Raw genomic sequence first — 26,495 nt, forward strand, 5'->3', positions numbered from 1 at the left:
CCTGTAGGTTTCAGGAAAGTATATGCTCCCGGGGCATATATCTGGCCTCGGCCGGGAAATCCTCGGTGTGGCAGCCGTGATGTGCTATGCGCGACGTGGTGTTGTGTCGCAATGTCAAAGAACCGACCACGCTGCTACTGCGGCGGTGAAATGAAACGCAACGGCACCACCAGCAAGGGCACCACCAGATGGCGATGTAAACAATGCGGCGCCTCCAGCGTGAAACGCCGAAGCGACATCACCAACACGGCAGTGTTCACCGCCTTCATCGACCACCTCACCACCGGCGCCAGCCTCGATACTGTCGCCCGCCGTGTGGGATGCTCACCACGCACGCTGCAGCGCCGCTTCGAACCGTTCTGGCTCGTTGATGTGCCTGACCCCACCGTCGGCCACGACAAACGGGTCTACGACCAGATCTTCCTTGACGGCACCTACACCGCCGGCGGCTGCTTGATCGTCGCAGCGACCATCGACCACGTCATCGCTTGGCACTGGTGCACACACGAAACTACCCGCGACTACCAACTGTTGCTTGAACGCATCGAAGCCCCACTTATCGCCGTCATCGACGGCGGCCAGGGAGCCTACAGCGCGATCAAAAAGTGCTGGCCCACCACGAAAATCCAACGCTGCCTCGTCCACGCCCAACGCGTGGTGCGCCGCTACACCACCAGCAACCCACGCACCGATGCCGGGCGCACCATCTACCGACTTGCGCTGAAACTGACCCGGATCACCACCCTGGACGAAGCAGCCGCATGGGGTGCGCAACTGCACGAATTCTCCACGATCTACCGGTCATGGATGGACGAGAAACCCCTGATCAAAGACCCCAAAACCGGTGCGCTCACCCGCGTGTGGACACACCACAACGTGCGCAAGGCCTACAACAGCCTCAACCACCTCTTCCGGTCCGAGATGCTGTTTGTCTACCTCACCCCACCAGCAGCAGTCCTTCAGCCTGACCGGATCAAATCCACCACCAACAGCCTGGAAGGCGGCATCAACGCCCAGCTCAAACTGCTCGCCAGAACCCACCGCGGCAGATCCGGCGAACGACAACGCCGCATGCTGGATTGGTGGCTCTACCTCAAAACGGAGCTGCCTGACGATTCAATACGAATCGCCAGGCAGTCCGACTGGGGCCAGGGCCAACTCGCCAAAGTATCCACCCTGACCCGAAACGAGAACCAAGCCGACCACGAAACTGGACGCCCAGCCCTCTACGACAACGCTATCGACACCGACTACACACACTCAATCGGCATCCAAAAAGGCCACATCTAACCCCGCGACACGCCGGAGCCAGACACACATTTTGTCGTTTAACCCGCTAGTTGCCCAAACTCTCAAACACACGAAAAAGGTGGCCCCACCACTGGGGCCACCTTTGGTGTCGTCGCTAAGCGAAAGTTAGCGGTTGATGCGCGTGGTCGGGTGGACGTAGCCGGTCTCCTCCGCCTTCAGCGGCAGGATCAGCTCGTCGCCGAACGGGCTCGCGGCGCCGGTGAGCTTGGAGGAAATCTCGGTGACCGGGTGACCGTTACCAGGGGTGTGCGTGGGCCACGCCGGGTTCGCGCGACCGATCTTCTCTACATCTTTAGCCATGCTCCTCATTCTTTCACGCCGGGCACGAAAACGCACGTAAACTCACCCCCGCAATGTCTACCTTCCCCGAATTCTTGCAATCGCTTAGCGACGATCAGCTCCGCCTGCTCATCCGCACCCGGCCAGATGCCTTCTTCCCCACCCCGCCCTCGGCTGGGTCGTTGGCCACGCGCCTGGGCTTGCCCGGCTCCGCGTCGCGGGCGTTGCGCCAGCTCACGGCCGCTGACCTGGCGGTGCTGGAGCGTCTCGCCGACGCCGGCGCGGAGCTGGACCCGGTGGACGCGGGCGAGCTCGGCGAGGTGACGCACCTGCGGGAACTCGCTTTGGTCTTCGGGCCCGATGAGGAGCTGCAGATCTCCCCCGGCACGCTCACCGCGCTGCCCCCAGGCTGGCGCGTGAGCGACAGCCTGCCGGCGGGCGCGGACGAAGCGCTGGAGGCGCTGCCCGCCCGCGAGCGCAAGGTGTTGGAGACCCTGGCCTCCTCGGGCGGGGTGGGCACCACCTCGGCGGCCGGGCCCGACGCGGACCCATCGGCGCCGGTGGCGAAGCTGCTCGCGGCGGGTTTGCTGGTGCGGGTGGACGCGAACACCGTGCGGCTACCGCGGCCTGTGCGCGACGCGATGCGCGGGATCCAGCCGCGTGAGTTCCCGCTGGAGGCGCCCGCGGTGGACGAGGTGGACCAGGCTGCGGTGGACGAGGCCGCGACCTCGGCGGGCTTGGACGCCGTGCGCCAAATGCGCCAGCTGGTCATGGCGCTCATGGACCACCCGGTCGCGCTGAACAAGGACGGCACCGTCGGCGTGCGCGCCGCGGCGAACCTGAAAAAGGAACTCGGCTTCGACCCGAGGCTATTGATCACCATCGGCGAGGCGGCGGGCCTAATCGGCCGAGGCAACGTCGACGACGAGGACGTGCTCGCCGCCACCCGCGACGCGTTGACGTGGATCGACGCGACACTTTCGGACCAGTGGGCAATCCTCATGGTCGCCTGGGCCGCCTCCCCGTGGCGCGCCGACACCGCCGCAAAGCTTTTGTCCACGGACATGCACGCGCCCGCGGTGCGCCACGCCCGCACGACCATCCTGCGCCACGCGGGCAACGTCGACCAGCTGCTGTTCCACGCCCCGCTGGAGGCCAGCGGTTTCTCCCCGCGGCTCATCCAGGCTGTGGTGGACGAGGCGGAGTTCGTCGGCGCGCTCGCCGGCACCCCGCAGCCGGCGCAGTCCTCTCCCCTGCTGGCGTTGCTGGACGGCCGCGATGGCGAGGACGTCGCCGCAGCGGCCAAAGAGCTCGTGCCGCCTTCCGTGGACACGCTGATTGCCCAGGGCGACATGACCATGCTGGCTCCGGGCCCGCTCGAGCCGGACATGGCGTCGTTTTTGGAGCGCATCGCCGCGCTCGAATCCCCAGGCCTGGCCAGCGTGTGGCGGGTCACGGAGGCGTCGGTGCGCCGCGGCCTGGACGGCGGGCTCACCGCCGAGGAGGTCCACGCCTGGCTGGGCCGGCACGTCCTGGGCGAGGTGCCGCAGGCAATCGCGTTTCTTATCGACGACACCGCCCGCACCCACGGCGCCATCCGCGCAGGCAGCGCGCTGAGCTACATCCGCTCCGCGGACCCGGCGCTGATGGCCACCGCCGCCGAGCGCTGCAACTTACGCGTCCTCGCGCCCACCGTCGCGGTGTCGGACCAGCCGCTGTCCAAGCTCATGGCGCAGCTGCGTGCTGCCGGGATGCAGCCCACCGCGGAGGACAACACCGGCGCGACGCTGAACATGGCGCCCGAACCTGCGCTGGTCGCCGCAACCCCGTCCACCCTGCCGCGGACTCCAAAGGCCACCGAGGAGCAGGTCGAGGACATCGTGGCCAAGCTGCGCGCCGATTCCGGCTCCGACGCGGACGCCGGGGCCGGCGACATCTTCGAAACGCTGCGAGCGGCGGCTCGGGCGAGGCGGCATGTGGCCGTAGGTTTCGTGGATAAGCAAGGGCGCGGTCGCACGCTCACCGTGCTGCCGCTGAGCGTGAGCGCGGGGCAGGTCGACGCACTCGACGAGGCCGCCGATCGCGTGGTGCGCATCGCACTGCCGCGCATCACCAAAGTGGTGCTGGCCTAGCGGCTGACGCGCTCCGGTTGCGGGGCTCTCAAAGTTCTTTAAGGTTTTGGAAAGGACGACATTCCCGCCGTCACGTTTCACGCACCTTGGAAGGATTTCCATGCGCTCCCGCTTCCTCGCACTGACCGCTGCCGTGTCGATGGCTGCAACCGCAGTCGTCGCCCCCGCCGCCTTCGCCGATGTCGACGCCACCAACGAGTACATCGCCGCGAACTTCAAGAACCCGTTCGAGCTTCCCACCGAAAAGCCGCAGGACGTTGTGCTGCAGGCCGGCGCCAACGAGTCTTCCGTGCTGCTGAACTGGATCACCGCCAAGGGCGTCACCGGCCAGTCCGTGCGCATCCAGGAAAAGGGCGGCGAGGCAAAGACCATCGAGGCGAAGTCCACCGACTCCAAGGTCACCGTCACCGAAGGCAAGATCAAGAACCCCGAGGTTGAGCCGGTGTGGGCCACCGTTGCCAATCACAAGGCCACCATCGAGGGGCTGAAGGAAAACACCGAGTACACCTACTCGGTAGGCTCCGAAAAGACCGGCTGGTCCGAGGAGCACACCTTCAACACCGGTACCTTCGGCGACAAGTGGAACTTCCTGGTCTTCGGCGACCCGCAGCTTTACAGCACCAAGGACTTGGCCGAGCAGACCGCTGGCTGGAACAACACCGTCACGCAGGCCACCAAGCGTTTCCCGGAGACCTCGTTCCTCTACTCCGCGGGCGACCAGGCTAACCACTCCGCGTTGCAGGAGCACGGCGGCTTCATCTCCCCAGAAGCCCTGCGCAAGTACCGCACCGTGGTGACCATGGGCAACCACGATTACTACCACGCGCCCAGCTACGAGGCGATGTACAACCGCCCCAACGTTGAGGATGAGAACTACTGGTTCACCTACAACAATGCGCTGGTGATCAACATGGACACCAACGACTGGGAGGACTTCGACGACGACGCCGCGTTCCTGCGCAAGGTGGTCAAGGAGCAGGGTGCTGACAAAGACTGGGTCATCCTTACCTACCACCACTCCACGTTCTCGCAGGCGTACCACCAGGAAGACCGCGGCATCCAGTACTGGCGCGAGCGCATGACCCCGGTCATCTCCGAGCTGGACGTGGACCTGGTGCTGGGCGGCCACGATCACATCTACACCCGCTCTCATCTGATGAACGGCTACACCCCGGTGGACTCCGGCCGCGTGGCTGAAAAGGGCGAGACGCTGGAGAAGAAGAAGGGCGAGACCCAGTACGTCACCACCAACTCCGCCTCCGGCTCGAAGTACTACCAGTTCTTCGACTTCAAGACGGGCGAGCGCAACGAAGACGTCAAGGAAACCTTCGACCAGACCGTCAAGGAAAAGACCATCCGCGACTACACCGCGGTGTGGAACCAGAACGGGGTTCCGGACTACACCAACGTCGAGGTCACCCCGGAGGGTTTGACCGTGACCACCTACGACACCGGCGACGGCGAGGTCGTCGACGCGTTCACGCTGAAGCGCGCGCAAGGCGAGGACTCCGCAGAGCAGCCGGCGGAGCAGTCTTCCGGTTCCGCTAACAGCACCGAGGACGGCTCCTCCACCGGCGCCATCGTCGGTATCATCGCAGCGATCGTCGCCGCTCTCGCCGCAGCGGGCGGCGCCGCCTACATGGGCCTGATCCCGGGCGTTGAGCTGCCGAAGTTCTAGTCCCGGGTGCTAATCCCGAACGCACAACCCCCCGGGCGCGAAACCTGAACCTCGCGCCCGGGGGTTGCTATTGCTTCAAGGGCAAGTCTCTTCCTCTGAACCAAGATGTTCCGACTGAGGTCGCTTGCAATAGCGACATATCGGCTCATAGTCCGTATTAGACAACCGCATACGGTCAACGTGAGTTGATGTGGCGGTTGCTCCGCTTGAAAAACACAGGGCTCTCCGATACCTGCAGCACAATAAGGACAAGCCACGTCTTTACTTTCCCTAGGGTCCACATCCCAGCGCCAAGTCATGAATGATCTCCTCCGTGCTAAATTCGCAAGTATGAAGACGATTTATACCACCAACGAGTGGAAAGGCTACGGCAAGCAAAACTACTACTGGAATGAGTACCGACTCGAGGGCGATCGCGTGGTTAAGTACAAGTGCAATCGTTCCAAGTTCTTTGATGGGAAAGAAAACAACTGGGACCGATCCGAAGACATGGTTGATTCCTGGGCCTTGGATGATCCGGCGATGCCAGATTGGCTCCACAACTACCTTTAACGATCGGCCCAATCCCCCGGGCGCGAACCCTGAACTTCGCGCCCGGGGGTTGTTGCGTCCCTAGCGGCTGACGCGCTCCAGGATTTCCAGGATGTGCTCGTAGTCCTTACCGGTCGCCGCGGTCAGGCCCAGCTCGCAGGTGCGGTTGGACGACGCATGGCAGGCCGACCCCAGCTCGGCCGCCTGCGCCGCCTCGCGCTTCGTCGCCGCGTGGGTCAGCTCCGGGTGCAGCATGCCGCGGTCGCCCGCGTAGCCGCAGCAGTTCCACTCGGCGGGCACGCGCACGTCTTCGGCCGCAGCGCCAGCGACGCGCTCCAGCGTATCGACGATCCCAAGGTGCGTCGCCGAACACGTCGGGTGCAACGTCACAGAGTCCACCTTCTGCTTCACCTCGAGGCGCTCGAGCACCTGGTCTTCGACGAATTCGATGGCGTCGATGACCTTGATGCCGATGCCCTCGGCCATGTCGCGGAAACCGTGGGTGCAGCTGGACGCGTCCACGACCACCGGCAGGCGCCCACCGTCAGTGGCGGCGATGAGCTGGTCGTTGACGCGGCGCTGCATGATGTCGTGGCCCGTGCTCATGCCTTTCGACGCCCACGGGGTCCCGCAGCACATCCCGTCGATGCCCTCCGGGACGGTCAGCGCGAGCCCGGCGCGCTCCACCAGCTTCGCGAACGCCTCGGAGGCGCCCACGCCCTCGCCCTGCGGCCCGAACATGGAGTTCACGCAGGCGGGGACAAACACGCCCGCCGGCTCCGCGCCCGGCGCGCCGATGCGGGTGCCGAACGCCTTGGAGCGCTTCACCCCGCCCTTGGACAGCTCGGGGCGGTACTGCGGCACCGTGTCATCGCCCACCAGCCCACGGGCGACGTCGGTGACCTTCTGCACCAGTTTGGTCGGCATGTAGTAGGCGCCGGTCAACGCCGCCGAGGCCAGCGTGTTGCCCGGGCCCCACGCCTTTGCCGCGGCCGCCCAGCCGGCGGATTCCGTAGCGCCCGCTTGGCCGCGACGCAGGGATTTGATGAACTTGCCGGTATCGATCTTCACCGGGCAGGCGGTCACGCACATCGAGTCCACGGCGCAGGTGTCGATGCCGTCGTACTGGTAGGCCTCGTCGAGGTGCTTGACCAGCTCGGTGTCGCCGTCCTGGATCGCCTTCGCGCGGGCGCGGCGCACAACGATGCGCTGGCGCGGGGTCATGGTGATGTCGCGCGAGGGGCACACAGGCTCGCAGTAGCCGCACTCCACGCACGAGTCGATCTCATCTTCCACCTGCGGGTTGAGCTTGAAGTTCTTCATGTGCTCGCGCTCGTCGTCGGTGATGATCACGCCCGGGTTCATCACCCCGCGCGGGTCGGCGGCCCGCTTGAGCTCCACCATGACCTCGTAGAGTTCGTCGCCGTACTGGCGGCGCACGTACGGCGCCATCACGCGCCCGGTGCCGTGCTCGGCCTTCAGGTTGCCGCCGGCGCCGAGCACGAGGTCGACCATCTCTTCGTTGAAGCCGTCATAGCGGGAGAGGTTCTCGTCGCCTTCGAAGCGGTCGGTGATGAGGAAGTGGATGTTGCCGTCTTTGGCGTGGCCGAAGATGACGGCATCGTCGTAGCGGTAGGCGTCGAAAAGCTGCTGCAACCCGCCGCAGGTGTCGGCGAGGTCGCCCACGGGCACGGCGATGTCCTCGAGCAGCGCGGTGGTGCCGGACGGGCGCGCCTCCGCGACCTGGGCGTAGAGGCCCTTGCGGAAGGCCCAGGCCTTGGCGGCCTCGGCGGCGTCGGTGGTAAATGCCGCCGGGGTCTGCAGGTCGAAGCCTTCCAGCAGCTTCGCGCCGGCGGCTTCGTATTCGCGCAGCTCATCGGCCTCGTTGGCGTGGTACTCGATGAGCAGCGCCGCCTGGCCGGACAGCTCGAAGCCGGTGATCTGCTCCGGCACCGAGTCGAAGGTGCGGCCGACCTTGATGGAGCGCGAGTCCATCAGCTCCAGCGTGGCGGCCTTCGAGTCAAACAGGGCCGGCAGCGAGCGCGTCGCCGCGTCCAGCGTCGGGTACACCGCGATGGTGGTGGTCTTCAGCTTCGGCACCTCGATGGTGCGCAGCACGGCCTCCGCGATGAACGCGAGCGTGCCCTCGGACGCGACCAGCAGGTGCATGAAAATGTCCAGGGGCGACTCGTAGTCCAGGAACGCATTCAACGAGTAGCCCATCGTGTTCTTCAGCGCGAAGTGGCGCTCGATGGTGTCCACGGATTCCTTGTTCTCCCGCACGCGCCGCTTGAGGCGCTCCAGCTTTGCGACGAGCTCCGCCTCTTCCCGCGCAAACTGCGCCTCCGCGTCCTTATGCGCCGTGTTGATGACGGTGCCGGACGGCAGCACGAACGTCATCGATTCGATGGTGTTGTAGGTGTTGAACTCGGTGCCGCACGCCATGCCGGAGGAGTTGTTCGCGATCACGCCGCCCATCGTCGCCGCGCCTTCGGACGCCGGGTCCGGTCCGATCTTGCGGCCGTACGGGGCGAGGTGGGCGTTGACCTGCCGCACCGTAGAGCCGGGCTGGACGCGCACCCGCGCGCCGCCGTCGAGGACTTCCACGCCGCGGAAGTGCTTGCGCACGTCCACCAGCATGCCCGCGCCGCCGGCCTGGCCGGACAGGGAGGTGCCGCCGCCGCGCAGCACCACCGGGGCGCCGGATGCCGCCGACGCGCGGAAGGCCGCCGCGACGTCGTGGGCGGTGCGGGCCTCCACCACCACGTCCGGGGTGTAGAGGAAGTGCGACGCGTCGTGGGCGTACTTGATCCGGTCGATCGGGCGGGTGGAAAGCGCCTGGTCGGAGCCGAGTTCGCGGGACAGATGCTCTGCGGGGGAGGAAATGGTTGTGGTCATGAATCCATGCTAGCCCCCTGTGAATTCGCAGAATGCATTTCACAACTGTTGACAAAGCGTTGGGTTTATACAACACTTCATTGCATGTCGCCGAAGAAGCTACCGAAGGACCCGATATATAACCGGGTCCGTGTCCTCCGCGCCGAACGCGACATGACACGGACCCAGCTCGCAGAACTGATCAACGTCAACCCGCAAACCGTCGGCGCGCTCGAGCGCGGCGACCACTCCCCCAGCCTGGACCTGGCCTTCCGCGTCTGCGAGGTCTTCGACCTCCCCGTCGAGGCCGTGTTCTCCCGCACCGAGTTTCCCCCTATGTCGAAGGAGCTGTACACCAAATGAACCGCATGGACCGTGAGAGAAAAACAAAAGCGCTCATTGCCATTTTCTTCTTAGCCATGCTCTTTTTCATCGTCTGCACCGCACTCCAGCTAACGCTGAGCCAGTGGTGGCTATCGACCTTGTCGCTCGCTTCCGTCATAATCAGCGTGCTCGCATTGGCACAGATCAGAGCGGAGAACGGCAACGCCGACACCATTCCAGAGGACCAGCTCGACGAGTACGAGCGCAGCGTGCTGGACACCTGGCGCAAGCGTGCGATGAAAGCATTCGCTCTGCTCAATGGCATCGGCGGTTTCGCTTTCATGCTTACCGGTGAGCTGCTTGACGGACCTGGCAGCACTGCCTTGGTAGCCGCCGGGTACTTCATGCTGTTCACCTTCCTCATCGTCTACCCGCTGCCCATGGTCGGCTTCGCTGTTACGTTTAACCGCAAGGAGGACAAGTGACCACAATCGAAATCCGCGACCTGAACAAGCGCTTCGGCGACGTCCACGCCCTCGACGGCATGAGTTTCACCGTCCGCGACGGCGAAATGTACGGCTTCGTCGGCTCCAACGGCGCCGGCAAGTCCACCACCATGCGCATCGCGCTCGGGGTGCTCGCCGCAGACTCCGGCGAGGTGCTCCTGGACGGCCGCCCGCTTGACGACGACACCCGCCGCCGCATCGGCTACATGCCCGAGGAGCGCGGCCTGTACGGCAAAGAGAAGATCCTGGAGCAGCTGGTCTTTCTGGCCAAGCTGCACGGCGTCGACGGCAAAGCCGCCAAGCAGCGCGGCACCGAGCTGCTCGAGGAACTCGGCCTGGGCGAGCGTGTGAACGACAAGCTCGACGACCTCTCCCTGGGCAACCAGCAGCGCGTCCAGCTCGCCGCCAGCCTCATCCACGACCCCGACATCCTCATCCTTGACGAGCCGTTCTCCGGCCTCGACCCCGTCGCCGTGGACGTGATGAGCACGATGCTCACCGACCGCGCCCGCGCCGGCGTGCCCGTCATCTTCTCCTCCCACCAGCTGGATCTGGTGCAGCGGCTGTGCGACCGCATCGGCATCGTCACCCGCGGCCGCATGGTGGCCGAAGGCACCGTCGACGAGCTGCGCGCCCACGGCCCCATCCGCTTCAAGGTGGGCACCCAAGCCCGCGGCTGGATCCCGGAGGGCATGAAGCTTATCGACGACTCCGCCACCCACGTCATCCTCGAAGCCCCGAGCGTCCAGGACGACCAGCGCATCCTGCAGGCCGCCATGGCCGCAGGCCCCGTCCACGAGTTCACCCGGGTCGTGCCCGACCTGGCCGACCTGTTCAAGGAGGTTGTGCAGTAATGGCTACCCAAAACGCCTACTCACCCATGCACACGATCACCACCACCGCGGCGCGCGAGATCCAGATCTTGCTGCTGAAGAAGGGCGTGGTCATCACCTTCGTCATCCTGCTTCTGGCCATGGTCGGCTTCATCGGCTTCGCCTCTTGGCAGAAGAGCAAGGACGACGCTGACGGCGGCGATGCAAAGACTGCGGTGGCGACCGTAGGCGTCGATAAGCAACTGCTCGACGGCGCCGGGTACGACGCCCGCGAAACTGCGAGCCGCGACGACGCAGTGCAGTTGGTGCGCGACGGCGACGTCAAGGCCGCGCTAGTGGCCGAGGGCGACCAGTGGGAAGTGATCTCGGACGGCACCCCGTCGGCGGGCCTCATGGAGGGGATGGAGGCGCTCGCCGACAGCTACACCCGCGCCGAAACGTTGAACACGCTGGGCATTTCGCCCGCGGATTACGAGGCGGCGTCCCGCAGCATCGACATCGTGCCGGTGGACGTGGACGAGGCCAGCGGCGAAGACTTCGAGCAGCAACTGCTCCGCCTGCTCACCACGTTCGTGGCGCTGATGGTGGTGATCTTCACCGTGATCACCTTCGCCGCCCAGGTGGGAAGCCGCGTGACCGAGGAGAAGTCCTCCCGCGTGGTTGAGCTCGTGCTGGCCTCCGTGCGCCCGCTGGATTTCCTGGCGGGCAAGCTGCTGGGCACGCTCGTGCTGGGCTTCCTCGCCACCGCCGTGCTGCTGATCGTCGGCGGCGTTGGGCTGAAGGTTTCCGGGCTCGTGGACGACATCGCGTTCGACTGGTCCGTCCTCCCCGTCCTGCTGATCGCGTGGCTTCTGGCCATGCTGTTTTTCGGCGCCCTCTACGCCGCCGCCGGCGCGATGGTGCAGCGCACCGAGGACCTGCAGTCCACCCAGATGCCGATCCTGTTGCTCATCATGGCTTCCGCCTACATCCCCGGCTTCGGCTGGATGAACACCGAGGCCACCTGGATGCAGGTGATGAGTTGGATCCCGCCGTTTTCCATCTTCGCCGCGCCGCTGTCGTACGCTGCCGGGGACTTCACCGCGCTGCAGCTAGTCGGCTCGTTCGCCCTCGCGGCTGTGGCGACGGCGTTGGCCGTGTGGGCCGCCGCCCGCATCTACAAGCGCACGATCCTGAATAACGGCAGCGTGACCAAGTGGTCGCAGCTGCTGCGCAGGGGCTAGGGGTCGATGTGCATCACTAGATCCATACTTTGGTGAAGCACACGGACCACATCGATCGCAGCGTCCTGTTCACGGTAGAAGATGATGTGGCTTCCTATCGCTTTCTTCCGGTAGCCAGGGCGCACTTCGTCCGCCCATCGCCCGAGCCGTGGATTTTCGCTGATGAAGTCCAGCATCTGGAGAATCCCGCCAACATATCGTTCAGCTTGATCCAGCCCCCATCGTGTGGCCGTGTAGGACCAAATTTCTTCGAGATCGACCTCTGCCTGGCGCCTAAGCCGATATTTCATGCTCGTTCTTCATTCGCTCTATAAACGCTCCCGGGTCAAAGTCCTGGACGACTTCGCTGTTTTCCCCCTTTTCAAGCGCGGCGTTAAGAAGAGCGAATTTCCTCTCTCGCTCCTCCACCAGCCGCAGGCCCTCGCGCAGGACTTCGCTGGCGGAGGCGTAGCGGCCGTCGTGAAGCAGCTCTGCAATGAATTTGTCGTAGCGTTCGCCGAGTACAACGGATGTGTTTTTCGCAGCCATGCACCGTAGACTACCAAGTCCTACTAACACGAAGGAGTAGATCGCATGGCTCTCGGCGACGGCCCCCTGATCGTCCAGTCGGACAAGACCGTCCTGCTCGAAGTCGCGCACCCGGATGCGCCCAAGGCCCGCGCCGCGCTCGCCCCGTTCGCGGAGCTCGAGCGCGCGCCCGAGCACATCCACACCTACCGCATCACACCCCTGGCGCTGTGGAACGCCCGCGCGGCCGGCTTCGACGCCGAGCAGGCCGTGGACGTGCTCGAGCGCTACTCCCGCTTCCCGGTGCCGCAGGCGCTGCTCGTCGACATCGCCGAAACCATGGCCCGCTACGGCCGCCTCAAGCTGGTCAAACACCCCGCCCACGGGCTGATCCTGGAGGCGGACGACGCCGCGATCCTCACCGAGGTCACCCGCAGCAAGAAGATCCAGCCGCTCATAGCGAAGCCTATCGACGACACCACCGCCCCCGTCCACCCCTCCGCCCGGGGCCAGATCAAGCAGGAGCTGACCAAGCTCGGCTGGCCGGTGGAGGACCTGGCCGGCTACGTCGACGGCGAGTCCCACCCGATCGCGTTGAACCACGACGGCTGGGAGCTGCGCGACTACCAGCAGTACGCCGCCGAATCCTTCTGGGAGGGCGGCTCCGGCGTGGTGGTGCTGCCCTGCGGCGCCGGCAAAACCATCGTCGGCGCCGCATCGATGGCGCAGGCGCAGACCACCACGTTGATCCTGGTCACCAACACCGTCGCCGGCCGTCAGTGGCGCGACGAACTGTTGCGCCGCACCACCCTCACTCCCGAGGAGATCGGCGAGTACTCCGGCGAGAAGAAGGAAATCCGCCCCGTGACCATCGCCACCTACCAGGTGGTCACCCGCAAGACCAAGAGCGAATACCGCGCGCTCGAACTTTTCGACTCCCGCGACTGGGGCCTGATCATCTACGACGAGGTCCACCTCCTCCCCGCCCCCGTCTTCCGCATGGCCGCCGACCTCCAGTCCCGCCGCCGCTTGGGACTTACCGCCACGCTCGTGCGCGAGGACGGCCGCGAGGACGACGTGTTCTCACTCATCGGCCCCAAACGTTACGACGCGCCCTGGAAAGAACTCGAGATGGCCGGCTACATCGCCACCGCCGAGTGCGTCGAGGTGCGCACCACGCTTACCGACGAGGAACGCCTCACCTACGCCACCGCCGAAACCCGCGAACGCTACCGTCTGGCGGCGTGTTCGGCGGGCAAGCTGGAGGTCGTCGATAAGCTTCTGGCAACGCATAAGGGCCAGCAGACCTTGATCATCGGCGCGTACGTGGAGCAGCTCGAGGAGATCGCAATGCGTATCGACGCCCCGCTTGTCGACGGCAAAACCACCACCAAAAAACGCGAAGCAGCCTTCCAGGCCTTCCGCGACGGCGACATCTCCACCCTGGTGGTGTCCAAGGTAGCCAACTTCTCCATCGACCTGCCCGAAGCCGCCGTAGCCATCCAAGTCTCCGGCACCTTCGGCTCCCGCCAAGAAGAAGCGCAACGCCTGGGCCGATTGCTGCGGCCCAAATCCGACGGTGCGGAAGCCGTGTTCTACACCGTGGTCGCCCGCGACACCCTCGATTCCGAGTACGCCATGCACCGACAGCGCTTCCTCGCCGAACAGGGCTACGCGTACCGTCTTGTGGACGCCGCCGACCTTTAAACTTGTATGCCATGAGTGGCATGAAGGTATTCAAGTTCGACGTCGACGAGGACTTTGCGAAGCAGCACAACGAGATGGTGCGCGACACCCGCAGCCTCGTCGCCTCGGGCATCGCGATCTTTGTTATCTCCGTGATCGTTGGCGTCGCCGTGTGGTTCCTTGTGGACCCGTCCTCGCCGTGGCACTGGCTCGGCAGCTTTGGCGCCGTGCTATTCGGCATATTGATGCTCGTGGTGGCGCTACTGATCCCCCGCAGCGTTGGCAAAACCCAGGAGATCTACGACTCCAACCCGCTCGCCCCCGCCATCATCACCGAGCGCGCCGGCACGACAGTTACCCTGACCGCGCTGGTGAACCTCAACGTGGACCCTGCCCTGCCGCCGCGCTGGGCCATCACCTCGCGAGTGATGCAGCCACTCCCGAACACCTCCGACAAGGTCGGCACCAAGGTGCCCGTCGCCGCGGTGGGCGCGCAGCGTTCCACCCGCGACCAGCAGCACTGGCAGACCATCACCCCCATGCCCATCGCCTGGGGCACTCCCGACGAAGCAGTTGTCGCTTCCGCCCGGAAGTCGATCCCCCAGGACCAGTGGTCCACGCTCGAGCGCGCCCGCAAAAAGGCCGAGCTTGTCGAGCAGTCCAAGAACTCGCTGGTGGAGCTTTAACGTTCTCGAGCAAAGCACTCACCCTTGCACCCGCGGCAGATCCCGCATCGGATCGGCCGCGGGTTTCATATTTTGTTCGTCTATGCTCGCGGGACTTCGTTGGCGGGCACCCATTGTTGGTGTGGGCGTGGTTGTCCGCAATGCGGAGGTCCGCAAGCGTCAGGCCGTGGCCGCGGCGAGGCCATGGATGAGTGGTTGTGCACGAATCAACAGCGATGCTGTATTTCCCCAGGTGAGTTTTGAGTCGGTGGGCCCGTTTCGTTGATTCGTGCAATTCGTGGGTGCGGACCCATTGTTGGTGGGGCCGTGGTTGTCCGCAATGCGGAGTTGGCTGGCCCGAAGAATGCATACATCCGGGGCCGCGGGATCCGCACCAATGATGGGTGCAGGCCTGGTTGTCCGCAATGCGGAAGTCCGCAAGGGTCGCCGGCAGCCTGGGATGTTCTCGCAGAAGTTGACGAGCGGCCGGTTTTCGCCCGCCGTTTCCCCAGGTCGCAAAACGCTGTTGTCAGGTTTTACGAGCCCCCAACACCCAGCCAGCAGGTTCGTGGGTGCGCACCCATAGTTGGTGGGCTCATTGTTGTCCGCAATGCGGAAGTCCGCAAGCGTCAAGGCGTGGCAGCGGCACCGCGTGGGCTACCGGTTGCGCACTAATCAACAGCGGGTCCGCGTTTGCCCAGATGGGTTCTCCGACAGTGGGGGTGTTGTGTTGGTTCGTACAATTCGTGGGTGCGGACCAATGATGGGTGCGGGTGTGGTTGTCCGCAACACGGACCCCACATCGCCACCCTGGCCATCGCAGGCATCGCGGGTCTGATCTCCTTGATTGCCCTGCTGGCACCGTTCGCTGTGGACCGTGCCCTCGGCCCGATCGCTAAGTTCTAGCCAGAACTACATGCCCAACATCGGCAGTTTGATGCCGAAGTGGGGCAGCGCAAAGAACAGGCCTGCGATGACCAGCAGCGCCGCAACCACCCCACCGACAATGGCTGGCACGTTTACGTCAGCCTCGGCGGTGGGGTATTTCACATTCGCCCGCATGCCCTTGGTGCAGGTTTCGGCGGCGGTGGCGTCGGCGTCGTCGATAAGCATGCGCTTCGCAGCGACCTTGCCGGACGGGGTTTGCGCCCACGCCTTGTACACGTCGCCATCCTTCGCGGTCAGCGGCGTCTCCATGCGTTTTGTGTCCGGGCCAACGCGCCACGAATCCGTGTCAATCGCCTCCAGCGTGCGATGCACCGTCGGCTCCGACTTCTTCATCGTCTTCTGCGCATCCGCATACTTTGCGACGAGCCCCTCCGGCAACAACTTGCCAAACTCCGCCTTCTCACCCTTGAGCGCCTTCTCGTTCTCCGCGACAACGCCCGGGTAGACCTGCTCAATCGCCGCGATGAGGTCTCGAGCCTGCTCGTAGTCACCGATCGCCTTGGACTCGTCGAACCACGACTCGATGAAACGCTTCTCGGCCGGCGTAAACTTCACGGCGCACACACCGTCCTTGCCCTTTGCTGCGACGGTAGCGGCGTTCGCCGGGGTCGCGGCGACAGCGCCGAGTGCGAGCGCTGCTGCGGTTGCGTACGCGGCGATACGGGTGGTGGTGCTGGTCATGATTTTCCTCCTCGGAGTGTGAGTACGCACTGTACCACCTCAGTGTCCAGGAAGGCGTGTTGCGACAGCGTTAACGCGGGATGGCGGAGGGTGGCTGCCTGTTAGGATCCTGGGCGAAAACACCGTGTCAGAAGCAATGTGATGAACCAGGGGTGATGGAAATTTCACAAATGCAGTTAACCGCTTTGCAAGGCAATGGAGTTTCTCCATTAGAACCATCTCCGGTCGATTACGTTCTTATGCTGCTCACGTTGGCGGCTGTGGTGCTATTAGTTGCCAGTATCATTGTATTTTTCAGGCAACCTAACAGACGATGGTCGGATGTCTGGATCGTGCTCTTTCTGGTGTTCATACCCGTGGTAGGACCGTTGGCGTATCTACTGCATGTGCGGTCCCGCGGAAAGCGCGACAAAAGAGCCACATCTAACCCTCCGACACGCCGATAGCAGACACACTTTTTGCTACTTAACCCGAACCCGCCGTATCACACCGTTGCCAGGGTCCAGATCCCAGGGTCTGCACCCCCCAGGGGGGCAGGTGTTGTGGGCATACGACAAAGCACCCGCCGCACAAACATGGGGTGTTTGTGTGGCGGGTGCTTGTGTGTGAAGTTGTTGGGTCGGCGGTAACCTACTCTCCCACTCCCTCCCGGGGGCAGTACCATCGGCGCGGGCGGGCTTAGCTTCCGGGTTCGGAATGGGACCGGGCGTTTCCCCGCCGCCATCAACCACCGACACACCTTGTGGGGTATGCACGGCGCTGAGTGTTCAGCGTGTGTATGCAATTTTTGTCGGCCAACCACTTCTTCGGGTTGGTGTGTTGTGTCAGTGACTGCACAGTGGACGCGAGTGTTTTGCTTGTTTGTGTTCGTTTCGCGGTGTTCACACCCTTGGTTGGTGTGCGACGATGCGTGTGTTTATTGGTGTATTAGTACCGGTCGCCTCCACACATTACTGTGCTTCCAGGTCCGGCCTATCAACCCAGTCGTCTTCTGGGAACCTCAAATGAAACCTCATCTTAAAACAGGCTTCCCGCTTAGATGCTTTCAGCGGTTATCCCTTCCGTACGTAGCCAACCAGCCGTGCTCCTGGCGGAACAACTGGCACACTAGAGGTACGTCCGTCCCGGTCCTCTCGTACTAGGGACAGCCTTCTTCAAGTTTCAACGCGCGCGGCGGATAGAGACCGAACTGTCTCACGACGTTCTGAACCCAGCTCGCGTGCCGCTTTAATGGGCGAACAGCCCAACCCTTGGGACCTACTCCAGCCCCAGGATGCGACGAGCCGACATCGAGGTGCCAAACCATCCCGTCGATATGGACTCTTGGGGAAGATCAGCCTGTTATCCCCGGGGTACCTTTTATCCGTTGAGCGACACCACATCCACAAGTAGGTGCCGGATCACTAGTCCCGACTTTCGTCCCTGCTCGACTAGTCAGTCTCGCAGTCAAGCTCCCTTGTGCACTTACACTCTATACACCTGATTGCCAACCAGGCTGAGGGAACCTTTGGGCGCCTCCGTTACATTTTGGGAGGCAACCGCCCCAGTTAAACTACCCACCAGGCACTGTCCCCAACCCAGATCATGGGCCAAGGTTAGATATCCACTACGGTCAGAGTGGTATTTCAACAACGACTCCACACACACTAGCGTGCATGCATCAACGTCTCCCACCTATCCTACACAAACCGCACCGAATGCCAATACCAAGCTATAGTGAAGGTCCCGGGGTCTTTTCGTCCTGCCGCGCGAAACGAGCATCTTTACTCGTACTGCAATTTCACCGGGCCTGTGGTTGAGACAGCAGGGGAGTCGTTACGCCATTCGTGCAGGTCGGAACTTACCCGACAAGGAATTTCGCTACCTTAGGATGGTTATAGTTACCACCGCCGTTTACTGGGGCTTAAATTCTCCGCTTCGACCCAAAAGGGTCTAACAGGTCCTCTTAACCTTCCAGCACCGGGCAGGCGTCAGTCCGTATACATCAACTTAACCGTCTTCGCACGGACCTGTGTTTTTGATAAACAGTCGCTCCCCTCTCTTCTCTGCGACCCACACCAGCTGCCGCACGTGAAGTGCTTGACTAGTGCAGGTCCCCCTTCTCCCGAAGTTACGGGGGCATTTTGCCGAGTTCCTTAACCACAGTTCACCCGCTCGCCTCAGTATTTTCTACCTGACCACCTGTGTCGGTTATGGGTACGGGCCGTATACGCACATCGCTAGAGGCTTTTCTCGGCAGTCCAGGATCACCAACATCACCCAAGCAAGGGCTACGCATCACGCCTCACACAAAAAACACCAGGATTTACCGTGGTGTCGTGCCACACGCTTGCACCGCAATCCAATCAGCGGCTCGGCTACCTCACTGCGTCACCCCATCACTGACCTACAACGGATCAGGCCCCACGCATCACCACCAACCAACCACTTCGAAAAGTGGCAACGGCCGGCGGGTCAGGGTGGTTAGTATCACCGCTTCGATACTGGGCGCGCATATACGGGTACGGGAATATCAACCCGTTAACCATCGACTACGCCTGTCGGCCTCGCCTTAGGACCCGACTCACCCTGGGAAGACGAACTTGACCCAGGAACCCTTAGTCATCCGGCGGGCAAGATTCTCACTTGCCATTCGTTACTCATGCCTGCATTCTCACTCGCATGCAGTCCACCGCTCCTTCCGGTACGGCTTCACCCCACACACGACGCTCCCCTACCCAAACAAAAATGTTTGCCGCGGCTTCGGCGGTGTGCTTGAGCCCCACTACATTGTCGGCGCGGAACCACTCGACCAGTGAGCTATTACGCACTCTTTCAAGGATGGCTGCTTCTAAGCCAACCTCCTGGCTGTCTTCGCGATCCCACATCCTTTTCCACTTAGCACACCCTTAGGGGCCTTAACCGGCGATCTGGGCTGTTTCCCTCTCGACTATGAAGCTTATCCCCCACAGTCTCACTGCAATGCACCACTTAAACCGGTATTCGGAGTTTGGCTGACGTCGCTAAGATGATAGTCCCGCTCAACCAACCAGTAGCTCTACCTCCGGCAAGCTCACATCACGCTGCACCTAAATGCATTTCGGGGAGAACCAGCTATCACGGAGTTTGATTGGCCTTTCACCCCTACCCACAGCTCATCCCCTCAGTTTTCAACCTAAGTGGGTTCGCGCCTCCACAACCTCTTACAGCTGCTTCACACTGGCCATGGGTAGATCACCCCGCTTCGGGTCCAGGACATGCCACTTGCCACCCTATTCGGATTCGCTTTCGCTACGACTACCCCACAAACGGGTTAACCTCGCGACATGCCGCTGACTCGCAGGCTCATTCTTCAAAAGGCACGCCATCACACACACAAGGTGCTCTGACGGATTGTAAGCGCATGGTTTCAGGAACTCTTTCACTCCCCTCCCGGGGTACTTTTCACCATTCCCTCACGGTACTTAATCCACTATCGGTCACACTGAGTATTTAGGCTTACCGGGTGGTCCCGGCAGATTCACAGCAGATTCCACGAGCCCGCTGCTACTCGGGGAAAACACAAACCACACAACCACACACACCTTCACGTACAGGACTTTTCACCTACTCCGGCGCACCATCCCAGATGCTTCCGCTGATGTATATGCATTGCGCGTGCAGTTGACAGCCTGCACCATTTGCGCCCCACAACACCGCACACGCAACCCCTGCCAGGTATCACACGCACACGGTTTAGCCTCATCCGCTATCGCTCGCCACTACACACGGAATCACAATTGTTTTCTTCTCCTACGGGTACTGAGATGTTTCACTTCCCCGCGTCAACCCCCACACAGACTATGTATTCACCTGCGGGTAACACCACACAACTGGTGCTGGGTTTCCCCATTCGGACATCCTCGGATCAACGCTTTGTTGGCAACTCCCCGAGGCATAACGCAGCCTCACACGTCCTTCATCGGCTCAGCATGCCAAGGCATCCACCATACGCCCGTAACAAAACACACGGACACACAAACAATCAAGGTACAAACACCAAAACACAAAAAAGAAAGATACTCGCGTCCACTATACAGTTCTCACACAACACAACCCCCACACACAACCAACCACAACCAAGCAGCCAGCCGACATGAGGGCCCAACAGGAACAACCTTGTGCTGCCCCAGACACCCAACAGTGCACCAACGCATACTCTTTTGTCACGCAAACCGGTGTGACCACCAACCAACACCATGTGAGCACAACCCCTTCTCAGCCCAGCCGCACCACCATCCAGACGGTGCCACCATGACCTTGAAGGTGTGTCTCCACCCGGCAAAATACTTTCGTGGCAGTCGCACACTCGGCGACTCAACCACACAAAACAACACCCACAACTGCGGGCGAAAAATAAAAGCTCCTTAGAAAGGAGGTGATCCAGCCGCACCTTCCGGTACGGCTACCTTGTTACGACTTCGTCCCAATCGCCGATCCCACCTTCGACAGCTCCCATGACAGGCCACTGGCTTCGGGTGTTACCAACTTTCATGACGTGACGGGCGGTGTGTACAAGGCCCGGGAACGTATTCACCGCAGCGTTGCTGATCTGCGATTACTAGCGACTCCGACTTCATGGGGTCGAGTTGCAGACCCCAATCCGAACTACGACCGGCTTTACAGCGATTAGCTCACCCTCACGGGCTTGCAGACGCGTTGTACCGACCATTGTAGCATGTGTGAAGCCCTGGACATAAGGGGCATGATGATTTGACGTCATCCCCACCTTCCTCCGAGTTAACCCCGGCAGTCTCTCACGAGTCCCCACCATAACGTGCTGGCAACATAAGACAAGGGTTGCGCTCGTTGCGGGACTTAACCCAACATCTCACGACACGAGCTGACGACAACCATGCACCACCTGTACACCAACCACAAAGGGAAGCTACATCTCTGCAGCGATCTGGTGTATGTCAAGCCCAGGTAAGGTTCTTCGCGTTGCATCGAATTAATCCACATGCTCCGCCGCTTGTGCGGGCCCCCGTCAATTCCTTTGAGTTTTAGCCTTGCGGCCGTACTCCCCAGGCGGGGCGCTTAATGCGTTAGCTACGGCACGAACCCCGTGGAAGGGACTCACACCTAGCGCCCACCGTTTACGGCATGGACTACCAGGGTATCTAATCCTGTTCGCTACCCATGCTTTCGCTCCTCAGCGTCAGTTACTGCCCAGAGACCTGCCTTCGCCATCGGTGTTCCTCCTGATATCTGCGCATTCCACCGCTACACCAGGAATTCCAGTCTCCCCTACAGCACTCAAGTTATGCCCGTATCGCCTGCAGTCCCGCAGTTAAGCTGCGGGCTTACACAAACGACGCGACAAACCACCTACGAGCTCTTTACGCCCAGTAATTCCGGACAACGCTCGCACCCTACGTATTACCGCGGCTGCTGGCACGTAGTTAGCCGGTGCTTCTTCTCCAGGTACCGTCACTTGCGCTTCGTCCCTAGCGAAAGGAGTTTACAACCCGAAGGCCGTCATCCCCCACGCGGCGTCGCTGCATCAGGCTTGCGCCCATTGTGCAATATTCCCCACTGCTGCCTCCCGTAGGAGTCTGGGCCGTATCTCAGTCCCAATGTGGCCGTACACCCTCTCAGGCCGGCTACCCGTCGACGCCTTGGTAGGCCATTACCCCACCAACAAGCTGATAGGCCGCGAGCTCATCCCACACCGAAAAAACTTTCCACAATGGCATCCAAACCATCGTCCTATCCGGTATTAGACCCAGTTTCCCAGGCTTATCCCGAAGTGCAGGGCAGATCACCCACGTGTTACTCACCCGTTCGCCACTCGAGTACCCCTGCAAGCAGGAGCCTTTCCGTTCGACTTGCATGTGTTAAGCACGCCGCCAGCGTTCATCCTGAGCCAGGATCAAACTCTCCACAAAAAGTTTCAGAAAGAAACAGGCCGTGAAAAGCCCAAACCCAACCAAAAACAAACCAAACACCCAAAACCAGGGCATCAAGTGACTGGCAAAAATCCAAAAATTACAAAGGTTCAACAACCAACCCCCAACCCGACGGGGTCGAAAACACAGGGGTCGGCCAAAAATACGTGAAACATGTTCAACCACACCCCACGCACACTGAACCAAACAGATGACGCGATCCATCATTGGAATTCAACCACGCCACCACCGGCACACACCCAAAAGGCGTCTGCCACACAGTGCACAAAACGAGGCAGGCAAACACACCCACGCAACAAAAGTACATTGGCACACTATCGAGTTCTCAAACAACACCAGCACACCCACCAACCAGAACCAAAAACGATCCCAGCCGGAAAAAGCGGCTTCGTCAGAAGCTACACAACCAACCAACCAAAAGTCAAACTCACGTTAAACCCCGGTTAACCAGAACGTAACCCCTATTCACTTAAACCATTCCCTCCAAGCGGCCGAACCGCTCGGAAGCAACGGATGGATATATAACCACGAAGCCAAAACGCACACAAATCAGCAGCGCAACCGGCCTTTTAGTGGTACGCAGCAATCGGCCCATGCGGGCCATCGATCACTTGCACCGGGGTATTGAAGATCTCGGTGAGCAAGTCGTCGCGCATGATCTCCTCCACGGTGCCGAAGGCGAAGACCTGCCCGTCCTTCGCTGCGCAGATGTAGTCCGCGTAACGGGCCGCGAAGTTGATGTCGTGCAGCACGATCACGATGGTGCGGCCGAACTCGCGGGCCGCGGAGTGCAGGTGCTGCATCATTTCCACGGAGTGGGAGATGTCCAGGTTGTTCAGGGGCTCGTCGAGAAGCACGTAGTCCGTTTCCTGGCAAAGCACCATGGCGACGTATGCGCGCTGGCGCTGGCCGCCGGAAAGCTGGTCCAGGTAGCGGTGCTCGAGTTCGCGCAGGCCGAAGAAGTCGATGTAGCGGGAGATGATCTCCTCATCCGCCTCGGTCAAGCGTCCGCCCGAGTACGGGAAGCGGCCGAAGCCCACGAGCTGCCGCACGGTCAGGCGCGTGACAAAGTGGTTTTCCTGCCGCAGGATGGAGACCACTTTGGCCAGGTCCTTCGGGTTGGAGGAGGTAACGTCCATTTGCCCGATGTGCACGGAGCCGGAATCCAGCGCCAAGAGCCTGCCGATCATGGTCAGAAGCGTCGACTTGCCGGCGCCGTTCGGCCCCACCAACGCGGTGATGCCGCCCGCCGGGATTTGCAGCGAGACCGGCCCGATGGCGGTGTCGTCGCCGTAGGCCTTGCTCACCTCGTTGAGCTCGATCACAGTCTCCCCTTCCGTAGGACAACGATGAGGAACGTCAGGCCGCCGACCAGCTCGATGATGATGGAAACGACGCCCTGGGCGTAGAAGATGTGGTTCATGATGAAGTACGCGCCCGCCAGGATGCAGTAGCCGAGCAACGCCGCCATGGGGAACACGTAGCGGTGGTCGTAGGTGTCCGCGAACTGGTACGCAAGGGTGGCTACCAGGAACCCGAGGAAGGTCATCGGCCCGACCAGCGCGGTGGAAACCGCCATCAGCACCGAGACCAGCACGAGGGCGTACACCGCGTGCTTCTTGTGGTTCACGCCCAAATTCACGGCCACGTCGCGGCCCAGGCCGAGCACGTTGAGGCGTCGCGAGTTCACGTACATCAACCCGGCAGCCACCAGCACCAGCGGCACTGCCAACGGGTAGTAGGACGGGTCCGCGTTGTTCACGGAGCCGAACAGCCGGGCGGTGAGCACGTCGAACTCGCTGGGCGTGAGCAGGCGCTGCATAAACGTCGATACGCTGCCCAGTCCCCCTCCGAGCACGATGCCGACGAGCAGCATGGCGTGCATGTTTGGGTTATCACCGGCGAGCAGCCACGTGTAGAGGATCAGGCTCAGCCCCACCATCAAGACCAGCTGCACGACAAACATCTCCAGCGTGCGGGTGTTATTCAGCCCGGCTGCGCCGAGGAAGTACACGGTTGAGGTGTGAATGGCCACGTACAGCGACTCGAACCCCATGATGGACGGGGTGATGATGCGGTTGTTGGTCACCGTTTGGAACGCCACCGTCGCCACGGCTTGGCAGACCGCCACCACCGCCATCGCGATGACGGAGTTCATGCGGCGCTGCGCGATCAGCCAGTAGCCGCGGGTGCCGAACTCCATGGGGTTTCCCCAGGACAGCAGGCCCGCGGTGAACAGCAGCGCGGCCACCACCAGCGATGCGGTGAGCAGCCAGTAGCGCCTCTTGCTTTGCGACGTCTGGAACGCCCCGACCTCACGCATTCTTACCCCGCCTCACAATCAACGCGATGAACACGGCGGCGCCGACCACGCCGAGGATCACGGACACGGGCATCTCGAACGGCGCGATGACGATGCGGCCGAGCAGGTCGCACAGCGTGACCACGCCGATGCCGGTGAGGCAGACCCAGGGCAGGTTGGACCGGAGGTCGTCGCCACGCAGCATGCTCACGATGTTGGGGACGATGAGCCCGAGAAAGGGCAGGTTGCCCACGACAACCGTGACCACGCCGGTGGCGACCGCGACGAGGCTGGTGCCCACGAGCACGATGCGGTTGTAGTTCAGCCCGATGTTGGTGGCGATGTCTTCGCCCAGGCCGGCGGCGGTGAGGCGGTCGGCGTAAAAGAACACGGCGACGACCACGAGCAACACGACCCAGAGGATCTCGTACTGGCCGGCAATCACGCTGGTGAACGAGCCCGCGAACCACACGCCGAGGGACTGCAAAAGATCAGTCTGCAGCGCGATGAAGGTGGACACCGCGCTGACCACTGCACCGAGCATGATGCCCACGATCGGCACCACCAGACTGGAGCGCAACGTGACGCGCCGCAGGAACGCGAAAAACACCATGGTGCCGATGAAGGCGGCGCCGACGGCGAACAGCATGCGCGTCATCACGGAGCCGTCCGGGAACAGCAGAAACGACGCAAGCAGCCCCAGCCCGGCCCATTCGGTGGTGCCGGTGGTGGTGGGTTCGACGAAGCGGTTCTGGGTGAGCATCTGCATGATCAACCCGCTCATCGCCATCGCCGCGCCCGCGAGCACCAGCGCGATCGTGCGCGGCACGCGGGTGGCGCGGAACATTTCCCAGCCGTCCTCGGTGCCCAGGATGTCGTACTGCCCCACCATCAGCGACGCGGCAAGGAGCGCTAAAACAAGGACGACACCCGCCGCGAGCTTCCAGTCCAGAAGCTTGGGGCGGGTGGTGGTCGTTGTGTCAGTCATCGAAGACAGACTACTTGCCTGCCTCGAGCTGCTCGGAGATCTGGTTGAGGATCTCGGTGTAGGTGTAGATGGACTCGTTGGTGTAGGTGTCCGCCGGGGCGACGTAGACGTGGCCGTCCTTCACTGCGGTGACGTTCTTCAGCGGCGCGGAGTCGTTGATCACGGACAGCGCTTCCGGCGAGTCCGTGATGGACTTCACGCCCGCGTCGCGGTCCAGCACAAGCAGCCAGTCCGGGTTCGCGCCAGCGATGGCTTCGACGGAGATGTCGTCGCCCTGGTGGTCGTCGGAGGCGTTCGCCACCTCGAGCGCCGGGGTGAAACCAATCAGGTCGAACAGCGGGCCCCACACGCGGCCCACGCCCGGGGCGACGTAGCCGATCTCGCCGCCGGAGACGTTCAGCGCCATGACCTTCTGCTCTGGGTCGTAGGCGTTGCGGGCGCGCTGGACAGCCTCGGTGAATTCCTGAACTGCCTGCTCAGCCTCGGCCTGCTTGCCAAAGACGTCGCCCAGCTCCAGGGTCTGGCGGATCAGCTCACGGTCGAACGGCTCGTCGTCGCGCGGCTCGAAGTCCAGCAGCGTGGCGTCCGGGACCAGCTTTTCAATGTCCTGGTCGAACTGCTCGAAGCGCTGACCGGAGACGATCACGTCCGGATCGGCGGCGACGATGGCCTCCAGGTTGGGCTCGCGGTGGTTGCCGATGTCGATGATGTCCTCGTCGTCCGCGATCCCAGGAATCGAGTTGGGCACAAGCTGACGCGCCGCGGCGACCGGCTTAATGCCCCAGGAATCCAGCAGCTCGAAGGAGCGGTTGTCCAGGGCGACCACGCGCTTCGGCGGGCTGGGCACCGTCTTCTCGCCGTAGTTGTCGGTGACGGTCACGGTGCCGTCGGAAGCATCATTGCTTGTCGACGCCCCTCCGGTCGCCGCCGTTTCCGAACCAGCGGCGGACTCAGAGTCCGTTCCGGATTCGGAGGTGGAGCACGCGCCCAGCGTGAGGGCACCGGCGGCCGCGAGGGCGATGAGAGAGGTACGCGAGAAACGGGTCACGGTCGTCCTTCCGTTCAGTTCATAAGGTAAGGGTTACCTGACCCACCTT

19 protein-coding genes and 3 rRNA genes are annotated in these 26,495 nt (G+C 62.4%); 10 read left to right on the forward strand and 12 right to left on the reverse strand.

Going from position 1 to position 26,495, the window contains the following annotated elements; translation table 11 throughout:
* Positions 1–111: 111 nt before the first annotated feature.
* Positions 112–1,290: an IS1249 family transposase gene (locus ACF3NP_RS06840; RefSeq protein ID WP_392398528.1), complete on the forward strand. Its 1,179-nt coding sequence runs from the start codon at positions 112–114 to the stop codon at positions 1,288–1,290.
* A gap of 126 nt (positions 1,291–1,416) precedes the next feature.
* Here ACF3NP_RS06840 and ACF3NP_RS06845 read toward each other — a convergent pair whose 3' ends face one another.
* Positions 1,417–1,611, reverse strand: a complete 195-nt coding sequence (locus ACF3NP_RS06845; protein WP_034999421.1) for a hypothetical protein — start codon at positions 1,609–1,611, stop codon at positions 1,417–1,419.
* Between the two features lie 53 nt (positions 1,612–1,664).
* Here ACF3NP_RS06845 and ACF3NP_RS06850 point away from each other — a divergent pair, with 53 nt between their 5' ends.
* From ACF3NP_RS06850 to ACF3NP_RS06860, 3 genes are all read left to right on the forward strand, one after another.
* On the forward strand, positions 1,665–3,722 hold the full coding sequence (locus tag ACF3NP_RS06850; RefSeq protein WP_392398529.1) for a helicase-associated domain-containing protein: 2,058 nt from the start codon (positions 1,665–1,667) through the stop codon (positions 3,720–3,722).
* 100 nt (positions 3,723–3,822) lie between these two features.
* Positions 3,823–5,400 carry a purple acid phosphatase family protein gene (locus tag ACF3NP_RS06855; RefSeq protein ID WP_392398530.1) on the forward strand — a complete coding sequence of 526 codons (1,578 nt, stop codon included), beginning with the start codon at positions 3,823–3,825 and terminating at the stop codon, positions 5,398–5,400.
* 330 nt (positions 5,401–5,730) lie between these two features.
* Entirely contained in the window at positions 5,731–5,952 is a 222-nt protein-coding gene (locus ACF3NP_RS06860) for a hypothetical protein (RefSeq protein ID WP_392398531.1), read from the forward strand.
* A 60-nt stretch (positions 5,953–6,012) separates the two neighbouring features.
* On the opposite strand, the gene ACF3NP_RS06865 is transcribed toward ACF3NP_RS06860, so the two are convergent.
* Positions 6,013–8,829, reverse strand: a complete 2,817-nt coding sequence (locus tag ACF3NP_RS06865) for an FAD-binding and (Fe-S)-binding domain-containing protein (RefSeq protein ID WP_392398532.1) — start codon at positions 8,827–8,829, stop codon at positions 6,013–6,015.
* Positions 8,830–8,913: 84 nt separating this feature from the next.
* Between ACF3NP_RS06865 and ACF3NP_RS06870 the strand changes: the two genes are divergently transcribed.
* From ACF3NP_RS06870 to ACF3NP_RS06885, 4 genes are read left to right on the forward strand one after another with little or no spacing between them, the layout of a single operon-like run.
* A complete protein-coding gene (locus ACF3NP_RS06870) occupies positions 8,914–9,171 on the forward strand; it encodes a helix-turn-helix transcriptional regulator (RefSeq protein ID WP_239307653.1) in 258 nt (85 codons plus the stop codon).
* Entirely contained in the window at positions 9,168–9,617 is a 450-nt protein-coding gene (locus tag ACF3NP_RS06875) for a hypothetical protein (protein WP_239307654.1), read from the forward strand. Before ACF3NP_RS06870 ends, ACF3NP_RS06875 begins: the two co-directional genes overlap by 4 nt.
* Positions 9,614–10,492, forward strand: a complete 879-nt coding sequence (locus ACF3NP_RS06880) for an ABC transporter ATP-binding protein (protein WP_392398533.1) — start codon at positions 9,614–9,616, stop codon at positions 10,490–10,492. Before ACF3NP_RS06875 ends, ACF3NP_RS06880 begins: the two co-directional genes overlap by 4 nt.
* Positions 10,492–11,694 (forward strand): ABC transporter permease, encoded by a 1,203-nt coding sequence (locus tag ACF3NP_RS06885; RefSeq protein WP_392398534.1) that lies wholly within the window; start codon positions 10,492–10,494, stop codon positions 11,692–11,694. Before ACF3NP_RS06880 ends, ACF3NP_RS06885 begins: the two co-directional genes overlap by 1 nt.
* Here the strand turns inward: ACF3NP_RS06885 and ACF3NP_RS06890 are convergent.
* Positions 11,691–11,984 (reverse strand): type II toxin-antitoxin system RelE/ParE family toxin, encoded by a 294-nt coding sequence (locus tag ACF3NP_RS06890; protein ID WP_181890025.1) that lies wholly within the window; start codon positions 11,982–11,984, stop codon positions 11,691–11,693. The genes ACF3NP_RS06885 and ACF3NP_RS06890 overlap by 4 nt on opposite strands.
* Entirely contained in the window at positions 11,968–12,222 is a 255-nt protein-coding gene (locus ACF3NP_RS06895; RefSeq protein ID WP_181890024.1) for a type II toxin-antitoxin system ParD family antitoxin, read from the reverse strand. The genes ACF3NP_RS06890 and ACF3NP_RS06895 overlap by 17 nt, the downstream gene beginning before the upstream one ends.
* A gap of 45 nt (positions 12,223–12,267) precedes the next feature.
* Here ACF3NP_RS06895 and ACF3NP_RS06900 point away from each other — a divergent pair, with 45 nt between their 5' ends.
* Together ACF3NP_RS06900 and ACF3NP_RS06905 are read left to right on the forward strand one after the other, a co-directional pair.
* A complete protein-coding gene (locus tag ACF3NP_RS06900; RefSeq protein WP_392398535.1) occupies positions 12,268–13,908 on the forward strand; it encodes a DNA repair helicase XPB in 1,641 nt (546 codons plus the stop codon).
* Positions 13,909–13,919: 11 nt separating this feature from the next.
* On the forward strand, positions 13,920–14,573 hold the full coding sequence (locus ACF3NP_RS06905) for a DUF3239 domain-containing protein (RefSeq protein WP_392398536.1): 654 nt from the start codon (positions 13,920–13,922) through the stop codon (positions 14,571–14,573).
* 891 nt (positions 14,574–15,464) lie between these two features.
* On the opposite strand, the gene ACF3NP_RS06910 is transcribed toward ACF3NP_RS06905, so the two are convergent.
* The 8 genes from ACF3NP_RS06910 to ACF3NP_RS06945 all read right to left on the reverse strand — a co-directional run bounded on the left by ACF3NP_RS06910 (position 15,465) and on the right by ACF3NP_RS06945 (position 26,446).
* The gene (locus ACF3NP_RS06910; protein ID WP_392398537.1) at positions 15,465–16,181 is read right to left on the reverse strand and encodes a hypothetical protein; all 717 of its coding nucleotides are present in this window, start codon (positions 16,179–16,181) and stop codon (positions 15,465–15,467) included.
* A 617-nt stretch (positions 16,182–16,798) separates the two neighbouring features.
* Positions 16,799–16,916: ribosomal RNA gene (gene rrf, locus ACF3NP_RS06915) — 5S ribosomal RNA — on the reverse strand.
* 171 nt (positions 16,917–17,087) lie between these two features.
* A 23S ribosomal RNA gene (locus tag ACF3NP_RS06920) occupies positions 17,088–20,170 on the reverse strand.
* A 400-nt stretch (positions 20,171–20,570) separates the two neighbouring features.
* Positions 20,571–22,087: ribosomal RNA gene (locus ACF3NP_RS06925) — 16S ribosomal RNA — on the reverse strand.
* Together the 16S, 23S and 5S rRNA genes form the textbook arrangement of a ribosomal RNA operon.
* Before the next feature lie 590 nt (positions 22,088–22,677).
* The gene (locus tag ACF3NP_RS06930) at positions 22,678–23,433 is read right to left on the reverse strand and encodes an ATP-binding cassette domain-containing protein (RefSeq protein WP_181890022.1); all 756 of its coding nucleotides are present in this window, start codon (positions 23,431–23,433) and stop codon (positions 22,678–22,680) included.
* On the reverse strand, positions 23,430–24,431 hold the full coding sequence (locus tag ACF3NP_RS06935) for an iron chelate uptake ABC transporter family permease subunit (RefSeq protein WP_392398538.1): 1,002 nt from the start codon (positions 24,429–24,431) through the stop codon (positions 23,430–23,432). The genes ACF3NP_RS06930 and ACF3NP_RS06935 overlap by 4 nt, the downstream gene beginning before the upstream one ends.
* Positions 24,424–25,398: an ABC transporter permease gene (locus ACF3NP_RS06940; protein WP_392398539.1), complete on the reverse strand. Its 975-nt coding sequence runs from the start codon at positions 25,396–25,398 to the stop codon at positions 24,424–24,426. The genes ACF3NP_RS06935 and ACF3NP_RS06940 overlap by 8 nt, the downstream gene beginning before the upstream one ends.
* A 10-nt stretch (positions 25,399–25,408) precedes the next feature.
* On the reverse strand, positions 25,409–26,446 hold the full coding sequence (locus ACF3NP_RS06945) for a siderophore ABC transporter substrate-binding protein (protein ID WP_392398540.1): 1,038 nt from the start codon (positions 26,444–26,446) through the stop codon (positions 25,409–25,411).
* Positions 26,447–26,495 lie beyond the last annotated feature (49 nt).

The sequence above is a fragment of the Corynebacterium lehmanniae genome, assembly GCF_043161975.1.
Lineage (GTDB): Bacteria > Actinomycetota > Actinomycetes > Mycobacteriales > Mycobacteriaceae > Corynebacterium > Corynebacterium lehmanniae.